Raw genomic sequence first — 13,714 nt, 5'->3', positions numbered from 1 at the left:
TCAGGCACCTATCTTTTTAAACGTCAACGGAATTGCCGCGTGGTCGCCATAACGGGCGGTACAGGTTGCGACGTCATTGACGCCAGCTTTACAGGTAATTTCCGGCATCGGATAACGTGAGCCGTCGGTGCAGCGCGCATTGCCGCGACTTTTAATCATCAGCTCGCCCGTTTGATGCAGACCAGAGAAAATTTCCGCCCGACAAACCACGTTATCACCATGTACTACGCGCGCGATACCTTTGTTATTTTGGATCTGATAACGCAGAGAGGGCGGCTTGCCGGTAATCGGATCTTTGACATCCACGCTGACCCGCCAGCTACCGTTTAAAAAGCGCGTGGTTCCAAGCTTCATCTGCGTACTGTCCATCACCAGCGCGTCTTTGGGAATAGCGGCAATGATAACAGGCGCTTCCGGCAGCGGCGCCGCTTTGGGGGCGGGCGTCACCTCAGCGCGATGCAGCGGCAAATGCGCGGTGAGTTCAGGCAATGGGGTAACGTCAGTTTTCGCGGTAGCGACAGGCGCGGCGCGAACAGGAGAGGACCCGTCAACGGATGAAGATGGCCAGAAAAAAGGCGTGGCGACGGCGGCGATAACCACGGCAGCGACAGGTAAGCTCCACAGCGGTAGACGGCGAGCTCTTTTCGCCTCAGCAACCGGGATGGGTGTGGCCGGCTTCGGCTCGCTAACGATAACGGGCGGCGCAACAGGTTCCTCCGGCATTTTCGGCGGCTCAATGACAGACGTTAACAAAGGTTCATCCGCCTGACTAAATGCCGCCTCTACCAGCGGCTTTTCTTCGGGCTCCGGCTCGACCAGAGGGATGTTGAGGATCGCCTCGGTTACCCGCAGGCAGTCCAGCACATCATCGCGTGTATTTTCGTTGAGATTAACGAATCCCCAGAAGGTGATAACCGGTTTGCCGTTAACCAGGAAAACATGATTTTCGCCGGGAAATTGCGTCGCTTTCTCAAGTAGCGACCCAAATAGCTGGAGCGCTGTTTTACCGGATTGCAGACTTTTGCGACTGAGTGCAGCCGCGCTTTCAAAAGTGCTGGCTAAATAACGTAAAGCCCGAGAACGTGTCTCTTCGTCAGCCGCTTTCCACGCTATCGCCTGACCTTCAATCGGCGAATACCAGTCAACCCGATCGCCATTATCGTTAAGTTGCGGAATCGCCAGACAGTCAACCATCGCCTGCTGTTTACGCAGACGAAGCGTTTCGCGAATTTGCAATGCTGATTCAAATACGGCCTGACCGCCGCCGCCCACGGCCTGATAATCATCCAGATTGCCGCTGCGCAAGAGAGATTTTGCCACGTTGTTATCCCTTAGACTTCTTCACGCGTCTACTTTACGGGGTCTATACGCAAGCAAACGGCGGAAGAAAGGCAAAAAGGCGCGAATTCTCGGTCTATTAAGCCCCGTGTTTTCACTTGACGTAAGTTAAATCAGGAGGGCAGCGGCGAATTACCGCATCGGGCGACAATAACGCGTATAATAGGCGAATCATGCTGTTACAGAATAAAGAGTAGGAGAGCTTATGTCGCACCTGGAGGAAGTGAGCGCCCGCGTGGATGCCGCCATCGCGGAGAGCGTAATTGCCCATATGAATGAATTGCTGATTGCCTTGAGCGATGACGCTGAATTACGTCGTGAAGATCGTTATGTGCAGCAGCAGCGTTTGCGCACGGCTATCGCGCATCACGGCAGACAATATCAAGAAGATCGGGACGCGCGCCGCGAGCAGCTCACCAAAGGCGGCACGATCCTGTAACCCATTAAAACTGGCGCTTCGCAATCAGCCATGCGCCAATGACCAGCAACAGCGCGCCAAACGCCGGCCCGACCATTGCGCGTAACGTGACGCCGTGGCTACGCGCGATATCCAGCGCCAGTCCGCCGATTAACTGGCTGGCGACCAGTACCGCGATAGTCGTCGCGGCGCCAACGTTCTGATACCCGCTAATGCTGGCAAATACAAAAAATGACCCCAGCAGACCGGGGATCAATGTCCACCAGCGAACGCTGGCGACCAGCTCGCCGAAACCCGCAGCGCCTTGCTTAAACCACAATATCGTCACAAATAAAACGATCCCTACCAGCGAGTTCAACAGCATAGCGATCAGAATCGTCGATGATGTCTGCGTAATACGCACCATAATACTGTTTTGTACCACCAGCCCGACGCCGGCGGCGATCAAAAAGATAAGCGTCAAAGACTGGTTCATCAGCAGGCGTCCGGCGCGGCGTGTTCATCAAGCTGGAGCTGCATAAACGTAAGATCTAACCAACGGCCAAATTTTACGCCGACCTGCGGCATTTGCGCGGTAACGGTAAATCCCAGCGAATGATGCAGGCGTATCGAGGCGGCATTCTGTGACTCAATACCGGCCACCATCACATGCTTGCCGCAGCGTCGGGCTTCGTCGATCAGTCTGCTGAGCAGCTTTCGCCCCAGTCCTTTCCCCTGGTGCGCCGGATGAACATAAACCGAGTGCTCGACGGTATAGCGAAAACCGTCGAAACTGCGCCAATCGCCAAATGATGCATAGCCAGTCACCACGCCATTTTCTTCGCTTACCAGCACCGGATAGCCCAGTAATTGACGGGCCTCATACCAGGCAAGGCGATTATCCGTATCGACCGTCCGATCGTTCCAGATGGCCGCAGTATGTAATACCGCATGGTTATAGATTTCGGTAATCGCGGCGCAGTCTGCTTTATCGGCAAAGCGAATCGTCATAGGGAACCCCAGGGAATGTTTACGATAGTGTTAGAAATACTATTGAAGGCGGCATAAATCAACGAATTAGCGCAAGAATTCATATTTAGCGAGAGGGGAAAGAAAGTCGTTCATAAAAGCGCACAGCCTGATATCTGAGAGTGTTTAACTCCCTCAGAAAGCTAATGTTCGACTATTATTGATGGATTATGCCAGGCATGAGGAGAATAGAATGAAGCAACAGACCAACCGAAATCGTCGTTGGGTTTTGGCCTCGCGTCCCCACGGCGCGCCGCAGATGGATAACTTCCGCCTCGAAGAAGATGACGTCGCGACGCCCGGTGAAGGGCAGGTGCTATTGCGTACCGTTTTTTTATCACTCGACCCTTATATGCGTGGCCGCATGAGCGATGAACCCTCATATGCGCCGCCTGTTGAACCTGGCTGCGTTATGGTTGGCGGTACGGTCAGTCGCGTTGTCGCGTCAAACCATCCTGATTACCGACCAGACGAATGGGTGTTGAGTTACAATGGCTGGCAGGATTATGACATTTCAGATGGCGAAGGGTTAGTAAAGCTGGGTGATAATCCGCAACATCCTTCCTGGTCATTGGGTATTTTAGGAATGCCGGGGTTTACCGCCTATATGGGGTTACTGGATATCGGCCAGCCGAAAGAGGGCGAAACGCTGGTTGTCGCCGCCGCCACCGGCCCCGTAGGCGCAACGGTTGGGCAAATTGGCAAGCTGAAGGGCTGCCGGGTCGTGGGTATTGCTGGCGGCGCGGAAAAATGCCGTCATGCGACAGACGTTTTGGGATTTGATCTGTGCCTTGATCATCACGCTGATAATTTCCCACAACAGCTTGCGCAGGCCTGCCCGCAGGGTATCGATATCTATTATGAGAATGTCGGTGGTAAAGTCTTTGACGCCGTCTTACCGCTACTGAATACGTCGGCGCGGATTCCGCTCTGCGGTCTGGTCAGCGGCTACAATGCGACAGCGTTGCTGGACGGTCCAGACAGACTGCCTCTGCTGATGGCGACATTACTTAAAAAGCGTATTCGTCTGCAAGGTTTTATCATCAACCAGGACTATGGTCACCGGATACATGAGTTTCAGCAAGAAATGGGGCGTTGGATCAAAGAAGGGAAAATACATTACCGGGAGCAGATTACTGATGGGCTGGAAAATGCGCCAGAAGCGTTTATGGGGCTGCTGGCGGGGAAGAACTTTGGCAAAGTCGTGATACGTTTAGCGGACGATGCGTAAAGAAAAAATGGCGGCATTATGTCGCCATAAAAATGTGCAAATTTTAAAATTCCGGCTTTACTTATATTCATCATTCAGATCGCGGTGGGGCAGCTTATCTCGCTCAGCGGCCTGAACCGGTCAAAAATCTCGATACATGAAGGAATGACGGAGATAAAACGGTTGCCATAAAGAAACCTGTATTGTTGTAAAAGATGAGAATATCACGCAAGTAAATTATCACTTTTATTTATTTGGCCGTTCAGGCCTGGATTATCTTTTTTACAATTAAGTTCCGAAACTTCTTCGGGACTCGATTGCGATGTTGTTCTGCCAAGAGGTGAAGGAAGGAAAATGCCGGGTACGGAAAAAACACAACATATAAGCCTGACCACACAGGTTGAAAATCGGTTAAAGCATCAATTGTCTATTGGCGCATTAAAACCAGGCGCAAGGCTTATCACTAAAAATATCGCTCAAGAGTTAGGCGTCAGTATTACGCCGGTGCGTGAGGCCCTGTTAAGGCTGGTCTCTTCCAGTGCTTTGGCGGTGGCGCCAGCACAGGCGTTTATGGTGCCGGAGATCTCGCTGGAAAGTTTGCTGGAAATTAATACGATTCGTACTGCCCTGGAGGAGATGGCGGTGGTCGCCGCTGCGGGTAAGATTACCCCGGATCGCGAGCAGACGCTGAATGCGCTATTAGATGAATTTCAACAGGCGCTGGAAAGTGGCGTTATGGAGAAAATTCTTTTGGCCAACCGCGCATTCCGCTTTGAGATCTACCACTACGCGGATATGCCAACGTTGTATGCCATGATCGAGCAATTATGGGTACGCCTGGGGCCAAGTCTGCATTTTTTATATGATAATTTTAAACTTGATGATTATCAAAACGGCGTTAATCTGTACAGAAAATTGCTTAATGCGTTAGTGACTGGTGATAAAGAAGCCAGTCGCCACTGCCTACAGAACGTTTTGCAACAAAACGTAGCGACGATTAAAAATCAGTACTTCATGTAACTTTCATGAAACTATGACTAATCAATAGCGGGGATGCCCCGCTATTGCCGGATATTTATTCAAATTGCCATGCCAGATTAATCCCCACGCCATAGTTACGCCCTGGCGCTGGCTCATAATATCGGCCATTAGATTCATTAACGATCACCGAACCGATATATTCTTTATCAAATAGATTATCTACCCGCCCAAAAATATCGACGGTAAGCTGACTGTAATTAAATTTATACCCTGTATTTAGTCCAACAACGGTATACGAAGGCGCTTTGGCGGTATTTTCATCATTGGCCATGATATCGCCCATATAGCGAACGTCTGTTCCGGCGTACCACCCCTCATCCGGGATAAAACCTAATGAGGCGAATCCCATATTACGGGCGATGCCGGGCATCCGGTTTCCATCACAGTTTTGCCCCTGACAAACGTTACTGCGATAGGTCGCATCCAGCCAGGTCCATGATGCTTTCACCCGCCAGTCGCCGGCGAAGCGCTGGTCCAACGCGAGCTCTGCGCCCTGGCGGCGCGTTTTGCCCGCGTTTTTGTAGGTAGTGCGTCCTCCCATACTGCTGGCGACAACAATTTCATCATCGGTATCGGTTTGAAATAACGCGGCGGTCAACAAGCCATTGCCAATCCGCGTTTTACTGCCGACTTCCACCGTATCATTGGTCGACGGTTTGAGGTCAAAGTTGAACCCGCTTTGGCCGTCAGCGCGATAAGAAAGTTCATTGATAGTGGGAGTTTCAAATCCGCGACCGGCAGCAAGATAGAGATTCCAGGCGTCAGTTAACGCATATTTTAGCGATCCGGCGGGTAGCCAGTGGTGATAGCTGGCGTCGCCGCTGTCATCGCCATTGCCGGGCGCGATATAGTGATCGTTAGAATCGAACCACACGGAACTGTAGCGCACGCCAGCATCCAGCGAGAGTTTTTGCGTAAGCTGCCACTGGGTTTGCAGATAAGGATCGACATTCCACATCAGGTTACGCTCATCCCGCCGTAAATCACCTTTATGCCCAAACTCAGGGGTGCCGTTGTTGAGACGGAAATTATTGTAACCCTTGCGGTTTTCGCTCATGTTTTCATAGTTTACTCCGCCAGTGAAGGTGACCGGCACACCTAATTCTCCCCGGTGAGTCCAGCGGGAATCAATGCCCTGATAGTGGCGTTGCAGTGTAATTACGCCGCCAGCCTGGGCCGGTTTTAGCTGTGCCACCAGGGGAATAGACTGGTATTGCGTGGTTTCCCGCTCTCCGGCGTAGGCCATCACACTGATATCATCCTGCGCGCTGAGCTGACGTTCATAACGCAATCCTGCCTGAGTTTGTTTGATGGTTTTACGCGTATTGTACTGTTCAGCGCGCGGCGCCTGTTGCGGATCGGCTTTCCATTCAGATTCGGTGAGTCCGCCGGGATCGTCCGCCTTAATGTCCACACTATTAAAAATCAGCGAGAGTTTACTGACATCGTCAAGGCGCACACCCAGTTTGGCATTAGCCAGATTTTTTCGCGCGCCGCTGTGATCGCGGTAGCCGTGGGTGGTGAAACGGGTAGTTGATACCGTGTAATCCACGTCGCCTGGCTGTGTGCCGTCACCCATCGCGCTCGTGGCTTTTAGCCCATAGCGCCAGCTTCCATAACTGCCGTAGTAGCTGCTGGCCTCAAGGGTGGGCGGTTGTCTCCCGGTTTCGGTGGTGACATTTATTACGCCGCCGGAAGCATTGCCGTATAGCGCTGAGAAGGGGCCGCGTAACACTTCAACGTTTTGTATGCTGTTAATATCAATATTCGAAATCTGGCCTTGTCCATCCGGCATGGTGGCGGGAATGCCATCAACATACAGACGAATGCCGCGCACGCCAAAGGCGGAACGCGAGCCAAATCCACGGATAGAGATTTGCAGATCCTGCGCGTAGTTCTGCCGGTTCTGCACCTGCAATCCCGGGACGCTGGTTAAAGACTCAGATAAATTAACGCGAGGCGTCGCCAGACGCATGTCTTCTCCCTCAATGACGCTAACGGCGGCAGGTGTATCCAGCTCGGATACGGTTTGCGGCGTTGCGGTGACTATCATGGTTTGTTCATTGGGCGCGCTGGCGGCCTGAAGGACCGGGGAGAAGGTCAGAGGCAATAAGAGGGCGGGATAAAGTCGCTGTCTAACGGAAATAATTTTCATGAAAATGCCGGATAAATGTAAGCGTATCAACGGAAAACGTGACATTAAGGGTAGTCAATATGTAAAGTTTTGAAATTTTAATCGCACATTAAGTTAAGAAAATGTGCGGTATTTAAGAGCCATGACATTCGCAGGCGAGGAAAAGCTCCACTTTCTGATAAATAATGATTATTATTCTCAACTTATAATAAGTGCGGAACGAAGATCCCGCGCAGCGAAGTAGTGTGAAGCAGCTATACACGTTTTTATCAAAGGGAGTCGTCATGCACTTACGTCATCTTTTTTCGCCGCGCCTGCGTGGTTCTTTATTGTTAGGTTCGCTCCTCGTCGCATCCTCATTTAGCACGCTGGCGGCGGAAGACATGCTGCGTAAAGCGGTAGGCAAAGGCGCTTATGAGATGGCCTGGAGTCAGCAAGAAAACGCGCTCTGGCTGGCTACATCGCAAAGCCGTAAACTGGATAAAGGCGGCGTAGTTTATCGTCTCGACCCGGTGACGCTGGAAATCACGCAAGCGATTCATAACGATCTCAAGCCGTTCGGCGCCACCATCAATGCCGCGACCCAAACGCTGTGGTTTGGCAATACCATTAACAGCGCAGTTACCGCGATTGATGCCAAAACGGGTGATGTAAAAGGTCGTCTGGTACTTGATGCGCGCAAACGTACTGAAGAGGTTCGTCCGTTACAGCCCCGTGAGCTGGTTGCCGATGCGGCGACCAACACGATCTACATTAGCGGTGTTGGTAAAGAGAGTGCTATTTGGGTAGTGGATGGCGAAACCATCAAACTGAAAACGACGATCGAAAATACCGGCAAAATGAGTACGGGTCTGGCGCTCGACAGTAAAGCGCAACGCCTGTACACCACCAATGCGGATGGCGAATTTATCACTATCGATACCGCCAGCAATAAAATTCTCAGTCGTAAGAAGTTGCTGGATGACGGTAAAGAACACTTCTTTATTAACCTGAGTCTCGATACCGCAGGTCATCGCGCGTTTATCACCGACTCGAAGGCGACTGAGGTTCTGGTTGTCGATACCCGTAATGGCAATATTCTTGCCAAAATCGCGGCGCCTGCTTCTTTGGCCGTCCTGTTTAACCCGACACGTAACGAGGCGTATGTGACACATCGTCAGGCAGGTCAGGTCAGCGTGATCGATGCGAAGACCTATAACGTTGTTAAAACGTTCGATACGCCGACGTACCCGAATAGCCTGGCGCTATCGGCAGACGGTAAAACGCTCTACGTCAGCGTGAAGCAGAAATCGACACGTGAACAGGAAGCGACGCAGCCGGATGATGTTATTCGCATTGCTCTGTAAATAGGGTATGGAGGGGGAAACCCCTCCAGTCATCTCTTTAAACGCACCGATACGCCTCGTTACACCCCGCCGATAGCCTGATGATTCTGTGAGAATTACACTGCCTTTTTGCTGTAGTTAACTCATTATATTCACGAGGAAAATATGAAAAAGTTATTTATATGCTCAGGTTTGGGCATGATGTTTTTTATGCTTGCGGGTTGTACAACCAACTATGTGATGACGACGAAGAATGGGCAAACGATCGTAACTCAGGGTAAGCCGCAGTTAGATAAAGAGACGGGGATGACCAGTTATACCGATCAGGAAGGCAACCAGCGGGAAATTAACAGCAATGATGTGGCGCAGTTGATTAAGGCTGACTAAGCATTGGGCGCGATGCGGTGTTGGCGGCAACGCGCATTAAACCCGGCAGGCCTGGGGCTGCCGGGGAAGGGGAATGTTATGTCGCTGCTTCTTCTTTCAATACGACATTCTCTGTCGAATCCGCCGTTACTGGCGCAGTGCGATGGATCTCCGCCACGCGACGTCGCACGCCAAACCAGCCGGCAACCAGCAGAATGGCGATCAGCGGCAACGAGGCGATAGTGTAAGTTCCATTCGGGTAGTCAAACGCCATGAGAACCAGCACGCTTAATAAAAACAGCAGCGTTAGCCAGGAGGTAAAAGGCGCGCCGGGCAGTTTAAAACTGACGTCTGCGGCTTTGCCTTCTTTTATCGCCTGGCGTAAACGCATCTGGCACACCATGATAAACGCCCACGATGCGATAATGCCGAGCGAGGCAAAATTAAGAACGATCTCAAACACGCGGGAGGGGACCAGGTAATTCAGGAACACGCCAACCACGTAAACCACCAGAGTCGCCAGAATACCCGCATAGGGCACATGCTGACGGCTCATTTTCGCCATGAATTTCGGCGCGGAACCCCCCATCGACATTGAACGTAAAATTCTCCCCGTACAGTAAAGCCCGGAGTTCAGGCTGGAAAGCGCGGCGGTTAACACCACGATATTCATAATACTGCCGATATAAGGCACGCCAAGTTTAGAAAAGAAGGTGACAAACGGACTTTGCCCCGCCTGGTAGGCGTTCCACGGCAGCAGCAAAACCAGCAATACGACCGATCCTACATAGAAAAGACCAATACGCCAGATCACGCTATTGATGGCTTTTGGCACCATCGTCTGTGGATCTTTGCACTCCCCAGCGGCGGTACCGACCAGTTCAATCGACGCAAAAGCGAACACTACGCCCTGAATCAGTACCAGCGCGGGCAACAGGCCGTGCGGGAAAAAGCCGCCATTATCTGTAATCAGGTGAAAACCGGTGGCATTACCCTCAAGCGGTTGACCGGTACCGAGAAAAATCGTGCCTACCACCAGGAAGATAACAATGGCGAGTACTTTTATCAGCGCGAACCAGAACTCCATTTCGGCAAACCATTTTACGCCGATCATGTTCATGGTACCGACAATGGTTAACGCGCCGAGCGCGAACACCCATTGCGGAACGTCGCCAAATGCGCCCCAGTAGTGCATGTATAACGCCACTGCGGTGATATCGACGATCCCGGTCATCGCCCAGTTAATAAAGTACATCCAGCCTGCGACGTAGGCCGCTTTTTCACCCAAAAATTCACGGGCGTAGGAGACGAAGCTCCCGCTGGAAGGGCGATGCAATACCAGTTCGCCCAGCGCGCGTAAAATGAAAAAAGAAAAAATGCCGCATATCAGATAGACCAGCGCCAGTGCCGGTCCGGCCATTTGCAATCGGGCGCCTGCACCTAAAAATAAACCGGTGCCAATCGCGCCGCCGATAGCAATCATCTGAACCTGACGATTCCCCATCGCTTTGTGATACCCCTCTTCATGGGCGTTCAGCCAGCGTCGTTTCGCCGCATGTTGTTCTGCGGCGTGCGTAGTCTGTGTTTTCATTACGTTACCTGTTATAGCCTGTCCTGACAGAAAAATTCCTTATGCAGCGACGGGCGCTCACCAATCGATTGCCTGCAATGGCGAATGCCGCTTTTCCCTGATTCTGTGACAGGGATAAAACCGCCGGCGGAGCATCCTACCTGCAATTGTTAAATGACGCAAAACATACGGAAAGAACAAAATGAGGATGTCGAGTTTATTTGTGTGGTCAGATGTGGTGCGGTGTGGTCACGATTCAGCCAGATAAGACGCCAGCACAAATCCGCAGTGATTGCGTTGCGCAATAATTAATCAGGGTTAATCCCTGCAGGGATTTATGGTCATAGATATGACCTCGAACGATAAACCACCTGACGATATTGAAGCAGCATAAGATCAGGCCGTTGCGCCTGTTATTCTCATTTTCTCCTGAAAATGTATGCCTTTGAGCAATTTTGTTGATTGACATATCGTCATAATGAGAGAGGAGTAGGACATATAAAGCTATTGAGCAAAATTTGAAGGAGCAGGATATGCCATATACATCAGTTTCTACCTATGCCAGAGCTTTATCAGGAAATAAGCTACCTCATGTTGCTGCAGGAGATTATGAAAATAAATTATCAACAAAAATCATGAAAGGCATCTTGTATGTGCTGACCGCAGGACTGGCCTACGGATTTACGCGAGTAATTGAACATTATTGCAATGTTACGCCTAAAGTTGATGAGTTCTGTGCCAATGCAGGGAATATCCATAATCACCTTGCAGATGCTGTACGTGATGAACAATTTATTATAGATGTCGAGCTTTCTGATGGTCGGATGTTAACATTCGAACAACTCTCGCTGATGGCTGGACGTGAGCCAATCGTCAGGATATCGGATGGCGAACATACCGTTGAGGTTAAGGGGTCCTTTGAAGATATCTGTATGAGACTGGAAGAGGGCTTTTTTGAGGCGCCAGCGTACTATAATTATGATATTGATGAAAAATATAAAACCGTCAGAGAGCGAATAGCAGAATATAATGCCTTACCTCAGGCATTAGGCGCCATTCCGAGTTTAGAACATTATATCGCTCGGGCCAACAGCATGGGCGAGGCGGAAGCGCAACGGGCGGCCGACATAAAAGATCGTTACCATAACTATTTAGACAAGTATTAAAAAGCGCTTATGTTTAGCCAGTTTTGTTAGAAATCAGACTCGCTGAGCTGGCGTTAAAAATTTTAACACGCCGCTATTTTGGCGGCGTGTCGCAAAGAGATTCTCAGAACCCGATTTCCGTTTGTACGCCAAAATCCCACGTACCTCCGGCGGCTGTAGCCGGCCTGTCTTATTTTTTTCAAAAGTATCCAACGCTATTCCACGGATAGGGTATCCTGTTGCGCAGCGATATCCGCCTCAGCCTGTGTGCCGAACGCAAGCATTAATGTTAATGGAAGCCTCAGATGACCTCTTTTTTACATGCTTATTTTACGCGATTACATTGTCAGCCGTTGGGGGTTCCTACGGTTGAAGCGCTCAGAACGCTTCACTTAGCGCACAACTGCGCGATTCCTTTTGAAAATCTGGATGTGCTACTGCCTCGTGAAATACAGCTCGATGAGACGGCATTAGAGGAGAAACTGCTTTATGCCCGACGCGGTGGATACTGTTTTGAACTGAATGGCCTGTTTGAACGTGCGTTACGCGACATCGGTTTTAACGTCCGAAGCTTATTGGGGCGGGTCATTCTGTCTCATCCCGCCAGTTTACCGCCACGCACGCACCGTTTGCTGCTGGTTGATGTTGAGGATGAGCAGTGGATCGCGGACGTGGGGTTTGGCGGCCAAACGCTAACCGCGCCGCTTCGTCTGCAGGCTGAAATTGCTCAGCAAACGCCGCATGGCGAATACCGCCTGATGCAGGAGGGGAGCACATGGATTTTACAATTCCGCCACCATGAGCACTGGCAGTCGATGTACTGTTTTGATCTGGGGGTGCAGCAGCAGAGCGATCATGTGATGGGCAATTTCTGGTCGGCTCACTGGCCGCAATCCCATTTTCGTCATCATTTGTTGATGTGCCGCCATTTGCCTGATGGCGGCAAGCTGACATTAACGAATTTCCACTTCACGCGTTACCACCAGGGACATGCCGTTGAACAGGTCAATGTACCGGATGTACCGTCGTTGTATCAGTTACTTCAGCAGCAGTTTGGTCTCGGCGTAAATGATGTAAAGCACGGTTTTACCGAGGCGGAGCTGGCCGCGGTAATGGCTGCATTTGATACCCATCCGGAGGCGGGAAAATAATTTTTTGCCGCGAGGATTAGCGGGCCTGACAAAGATTAAAAAGTAATGGCCCATTCGGCATGAAACAGAATGACCGCCTGGCCGGAGATGGTGACGTTTTCCGGCTCGTTATCGCGAATGGTGACGGTAACATCAACAGTACCCTCTTTGCCTAAAGCGCGCCCCTGATGGCCTTGAATCTGCAGCGTTTTACCGTCATGCGCCATCAGACCATGATGGACGAGCCATGCACCCATCGGGCCATTGGCGTTTCCCGTTACCGGATCTTCCACAATCCCTATCGCCGGGGAAAACATTCGCCCATCGGTTTCGTTTTTTCCCGGACGAATCTGGAAAGGAAAAAAGCCGTTACAGCCAATTTGCTGGCTGATTGCCGTCAGGGCTGCCAGATTAGGAGAAAGGGCATCAATATCAACGTCTGGTTTGAGCAGGATCATCACTTTTGCATGTCCTGTTGAAGCCACCTGAATTGGCGCTCCCGGCACGATATCATCTTCAGTCAGGTTCAGTGCGGTGATGATGGCAGCCCGAATCTCTCCGACTAGCGGTGGTTCAAAAGAGGGCTGACCTTGTTCCAGCGTGATGCGATAGTCGTTGTGTTCGGCATGAATTTCAACGCGATGACGGCCCGCTAACGAGGTTTGCCAGACGGTGGTGTTTCCCAACCCCAGTACCGTTGCCCGAACATAATGCGCGGCCACGGTGGCATGACCACAGATGGGGACTTCTACTGTCGGTGTAAAATAGCGTATGCGCACATCACTCTCTTCGCTTTTTAGCAAAAAGGCGGTTTCCGAGTGACGAAGTTCACGGGCAATCAGCTGCATCTGCGCGTCGCTTAGCGTATCCGCATGTAAGACAACGCCAGCAGAGTTGCCGCGAAAGGGTTCGCTGGTGAAGGCGTCAACATGGTAAATCTGCGGTTTCATTGATGTTCTCCTTTGACTGAAGAATCATCATAGCCTGTGCGTTGCCGAATGACGACGCCCAGGCGTTTTTCTTTGCCCG

At 51.1% G+C, this 13,714-nt stretch carries 13 protein-coding genes; 7 read left to right on the top strand and 6 right to left on the bottom strand.

Annotated features, from left to right (window positions below; translation table 11 throughout):
* Entirely contained in the window at positions 1–1,320 is a 1,320-nt protein-coding gene (gene srfA / locus J4728_RS14245) for a virulence-associated effector SrfA (RefSeq protein WP_208211934.1), read from the bottom strand.
* Positions 1,321–1,543: 223 nt separating this feature from the next.
* Between srfA and J4728_RS14240 the strand changes: the two genes are divergently transcribed.
* Positions 1,544–1,777 (top strand): YdcY family protein, encoded by a 234-nt coding sequence (locus J4728_RS14240; protein WP_000018720.1) that lies wholly within the window; start codon positions 1,544–1,546, stop codon positions 1,775–1,777.
* A gap of 4 nt (positions 1,778–1,781) precedes the next feature.
* Here the strand turns inward: J4728_RS14240 and J4728_RS14235 are convergent, their stop codons facing one another.
* Together J4728_RS14235 and mddA are read right to left on the bottom strand one after the other, a co-directional pair.
* Entirely contained in the window at positions 1,782–2,231 is a 450-nt protein-coding gene (locus J4728_RS14235; RefSeq protein ID WP_001076565.1) for a DMT family transporter, read from the bottom strand.
* The gene (gene mddA, locus J4728_RS14230; protein WP_000155373.1) at positions 2,231–2,746 is read right to left on the bottom strand and encodes an L-methionine sulfoximine/L-methionine sulfone acetyltransferase; all 516 of its coding nucleotides are present in this window, start codon (positions 2,744–2,746) and stop codon (positions 2,231–2,233) included. The genes J4728_RS14235 and mddA overlap by 1 nt, the downstream gene beginning before the upstream one ends.
* 211 nt (positions 2,747–2,957) lie before the next feature.
* Between mddA and J4728_RS14225 the strand changes: the two genes are divergently transcribed.
* On the top strand, positions 2,958–3,995 hold the full coding sequence (locus J4728_RS14225) for an NADP-dependent oxidoreductase (protein ID WP_208211932.1): 1,038 nt from the start codon (positions 2,958–2,960) through the stop codon (positions 3,993–3,995).
* 333 nt (positions 3,996–4,328) lie between these two features.
* Complete coding sequence (gene mcbR, locus J4728_RS14220; protein WP_001119592.1) at positions 4,329–4,994, top strand: colanic acid/biofilm transcriptional regulator McbR; 666 nt, start codon at positions 4,329–4,331, stop codon at positions 4,992–4,994.
* A gap of 55 nt (positions 4,995–5,049) precedes the next feature.
* Here the strand turns inward: mcbR and pqqU are convergent, their stop codons facing one another.
* Positions 5,050–7,170 (bottom strand): TonB-dependent receptor PqqU, encoded by a 2,121-nt coding sequence (pqqU, locus tag J4728_RS14215; protein ID WP_208211931.1) that lies wholly within the window; start codon positions 7,168–7,170, stop codon positions 5,050–5,052.
* A gap of 263 nt (positions 7,171–7,433) precedes the next feature.
* Here pqqU and J4728_RS14210 point away from each other — a divergent pair, with 263 nt between their 5' ends.
* Positions 7,434–8,495 (top strand): YncE family protein, encoded by a 1,062-nt coding sequence (locus J4728_RS14210; RefSeq protein ID WP_000550636.1) that lies wholly within the window; start codon positions 7,434–7,436, stop codon positions 8,493–8,495.
* A 144-nt stretch (positions 8,496–8,639) separates the two neighbouring features.
* Positions 8,640–8,861 (top strand): YgdI/YgdR family lipoprotein, encoded by a 222-nt coding sequence (locus tag J4728_RS14205; RefSeq protein ID WP_000732362.1) that lies wholly within the window; start codon positions 8,640–8,642, stop codon positions 8,859–8,861.
* Between the two features lie 76 nt (positions 8,862–8,937).
* On the opposite strand, the gene ansP is transcribed toward J4728_RS14205, so the two are convergent.
* Positions 8,938–10,431 carry an L-asparagine permease gene (gene ansP, locus J4728_RS14200; RefSeq protein WP_000857110.1) on the bottom strand — a complete coding sequence of 498 codons (1,494 nt, stop codon included), beginning with the start codon at positions 10,429–10,431 and terminating at the stop codon, positions 8,938–8,940.
* Between the two features lie 512 nt (positions 10,432–10,943).
* On the opposite strand from ansP, the gene steA reads away from it, so the two are divergent.
* Positions 10,944–11,576 carry a type III secretion system effector SteA gene (gene steA / locus J4728_RS14195; RefSeq protein WP_001147141.1) on the top strand — a complete coding sequence of 211 codons (633 nt, stop codon included), beginning with the start codon at positions 10,944–10,946 and terminating at the stop codon, positions 11,574–11,576.
* 284 nt (positions 11,577–11,860) lie between these two features.
* Positions 11,861–12,706: an N-hydroxyarylamine O-acetyltransferase gene (gene nhoA / locus J4728_RS14190; protein WP_000200329.1), complete on the top strand. Its 846-nt coding sequence runs from the start codon at positions 11,861–11,863 to the stop codon at positions 12,704–12,706.
* Positions 12,707–12,741: 35 nt separating this feature from the next.
* On the opposite strand, the gene J4728_RS14185 is transcribed toward nhoA, so the two are convergent.
* A complete protein-coding gene (locus J4728_RS14185) occupies positions 12,742–13,635 on the bottom strand; it encodes a PhzF family isomerase (RefSeq protein ID WP_000804296.1) in 894 nt (297 codons plus the stop codon).
* Between the last annotated feature and the right edge of the window lie 79 nt (positions 13,636–13,714).

Origin of the sequence: Salmonella sp. 32070601201500089SM (assembly GCF_017573605.1) — a bacterium.
GTDB lineage: Bacteria > Pseudomonadota > Gammaproteobacteria > Enterobacterales > Enterobacteriaceae > Salmonella > Salmonella enterica.
Note: the sequence above shows the minus strand (reverse complement) of the source record. Positions and strands in the feature narration are given on the sequence as shown.

Bases quoted from the DNA above. Each gene is read 5' to 3' on its own strand.
- J4728_RS14240 (WP_000018720.1), top strand. From the start codon at position 1,544: ATGTCGCACCTGGAGGAAGTGAGCGCCCGCGTGGATGCCGCCATCGCG.
- J4728_RS14235 (WP_001076565.1), bottom strand. From the start codon at position 2,231: ATGAACCAGTCTTTGACGCTTATCTTTTTGATCGCCGCCGGCGTCGGG.
- mddA (WP_000155373.1), bottom strand. From the start codon at position 2,746: ATGACGATTCGCTTTGCCGATAAAGCAGACTGCGCCGCGATTACCGAA.
- J4728_RS14225 (WP_208211932.1), top strand. From the start codon at position 2,958: ATGAAGCAACAGACCAACCGAAATCGTCGTTGGGTTTTGGCCTCGCGT.
- mcbR (WP_001119592.1), top strand. From the start codon at position 4,329: ATGCCGGGTACGGAAAAAACACAACATATAAGCCTGACCACACAGGTT.
- pqqU (WP_208211931.1), bottom strand. From the start codon at position 7,170: ATGAAAATTATTTCCGTTAGACAGCGACTTTATCCCGCCCTCTTATTG.
- J4728_RS14210 (WP_000550636.1), top strand. From the start codon at position 7,434: ATGCACTTACGTCATCTTTTTTCGCCGCGCCTGCGTGGTTCTTTATTG.
- J4728_RS14205 (WP_000732362.1), top strand. From the start codon at position 8,640: ATGAAAAAGTTATTTATATGCTCAGGTTTGGGCATGATGTTTTTTATG.
- ansP (WP_000857110.1), bottom strand. From the start codon at position 10,431: ATGAAAACACAGACTACGCACGCCGCAGAACAACATGCGGCGAAACGA.
- steA (WP_001147141.1), top strand. From the start codon at position 10,944: ATGCCATATACATCAGTTTCTACCTATGCCAGAGCTTTATCAGGAAAT.
- nhoA (WP_000200329.1), top strand. From the start codon at position 11,861: ATGACCTCTTTTTTACATGCTTATTTTACGCGATTACATTGTCAGCCG.
- J4728_RS14185 (WP_000804296.1), bottom strand. From the start codon at position 13,635: ATGAAACCGCAGATTTACCATGTTGACGCCTTCACCAGCGAACCCTTT.